General features: G+C 74.2%; 2 protein-coding genes. Both read right to left on the bottom strand.

Features of this window, described 5'->3' with window-relative positions; translation table 11 throughout:
• Positions 1-180: 180 nt before the first annotated feature.
• A complete protein-coding gene (locus ABT369_RS57765; protein ID WP_350627263.1) occupies positions 181-1,422 on the bottom strand; it encodes an MreC domain-containing protein in 1,242 nt (413 codons plus the stop codon).
• Positions 1,419-1,687, bottom strand: a 269-nt coding sequence (locus ABT369_RS57760) for a sigma-70 family RNA polymerase sigma factor (RefSeq protein WP_350627261.1), incomplete at its 5' end; no start/stop codon positions are given. The genes ABT369_RS57760 and ABT369_RS57765, both read right to left, overlap by 4 nt.

Genomic DNA, 1,687 nt, shown 5'->3' with positions numbered 1-1,687 from the left:
CCGATGAGGGATGTCGCGATCGCCGTACGATCCATGGGCGCCCGACCAACGTTGAAGTAATGCCGCCCCGCCGATCCTCAAGGCGGAAGTGCCTCGAAGCTCGCCGTCGGTCTTCTGGTCGGTGAAGGCGGCAGCGCGACGCCCTTGTCCGGGGCGGCATGGAACCCGTAACTCATCGGCTTACCGCGGCGCTGCCTCATACTCCACCATGACGTACACCCGGGAAAGGTCGCTCGTTTTCGTTGCCGGGACCAGGTTGTAGCCGGCGGTGCCGACGCGGCCGACCGTCAGCGTGCCCAACCGGTCGGAGTGCTGGGCCGGGTCGACCGCCACGATCCGGTTCGTGGCGACCACGTTCGCGTCCGTGGGCACCTGGTCCAGCCGGGCGCTGCCGCCGGCGCCGACCACACGGAGCGGCCGGTAGGTGATGTCGGTCAGCGCGTCGATGCCGAAGGAGGCCGCAGTCACCAGCTCCACCTCGGCCTCCCCGCCGCTCGCCGCGGTGATCCGGCCGAGCAGCCCGTCCGGCGTCGCGACCAGTCGGCCCGGGAGGAGGGCCCGCGGCGAGCCCTGGATCCGGGCGTGGTCGGGCGATTGGGCGACGACCGTGACCGGAACGGCGACCGCGTCGCCGACGGCGCCGCCGTCAGCCGGGCCGCGGAAGACTACGGTGCCGGCGTGCCTTGCGATGACGGTGGTGTTGATCGGCGTACCGCCGGGCGGCAGCGACACGAGCAGCCACCGACCCAGGTCCGGGCCGCCGCCCTCGACCAGCTCCTGGTCCACCGCCGTCGAGTGGTAGCCGAAGCCGGTCACCCCGGGCGCGCCGAGCGCGAGCAGCCAGGCGGAGGGGCGGGAGCCAGGCGGCTCGACGCCCGTCGCGGTACCCAATCGTCCGCTCACCATGCTCACCACCCGGGTCGTGACGGCGTCCGGCGCCGGCCGGTCCACGCGCAGACGCAGCCTGTCGCGGTCCTCGGCGCTGCCGGTCAAGATAGCCAGCCGAGGCTCGCCCTGCGCGTCGCGGCCCTCGAGGACCACGACCGGGCCGAGGACCGCTGGATCGCGGTCCACCAGCAGCGGATGCACGTCGGTGTGCGGGCCCGAGGCGCGGGTGTCGTCCCAGACGCGTACCGCCTCGGCCAGCAGACCGGTGCCCGTGGCGTTGCCGGTGACCGGCCAGCCGAGGAACGGCCCGTCCGGGGCGGTGATGGGCATCGGCGCCGGCCGCGCCGCCAGCGCGACGCCGATGGTCACGACCGCAACCGCGACGGCGGCGGCGACCACGGCCAGGCCGCGCGCACGGCGCCGGCGGAGCCGGCGGGTGCGGCGGCGGATCTCCTCATACGGCACCGACAGCGGGCCGAGTTCGCCAGCCAGGTCGTACAGCCGCCGCTGCAACAGGTCGTTGCCGCCGTTCACCGGTCCACCTCCGCGGGCTGCTTATGGGTCTCCTCGACGGGCAGGTCGCGGCGCAGCCGCTGCAGCCCGCGCGAGGTCAGGCTCTTGACGGTGCCGAGCGAGCAGCCGAGCACGGCAGCGGCCTGGTGCTCGGACAGGTCCTCGTAAAACCGCAGCACCACGGCCGCGCGCTGCCGGGGCGGCAGCGCGGCGAGGGCCCGGCGCAGCAGGTCGCGGTCGTCCATCGTGGACGCCGAGTCTGCCAGGCCGCAGTCGGGGACCGCGT

The sequence above is a fragment of the Dactylosporangium sp. NPDC000244 genome, from assembly GCF_040300725.1.
Lineage (GTDB): Bacteria > Actinomycetota > Actinomycetes > Mycobacteriales > Micromonosporaceae > Dactylosporangium.
The sequence above is the reverse complement of the archived record's forward strand: the minus strand, read 5'-3'. Positions and strand labels throughout refer to the sequence as shown.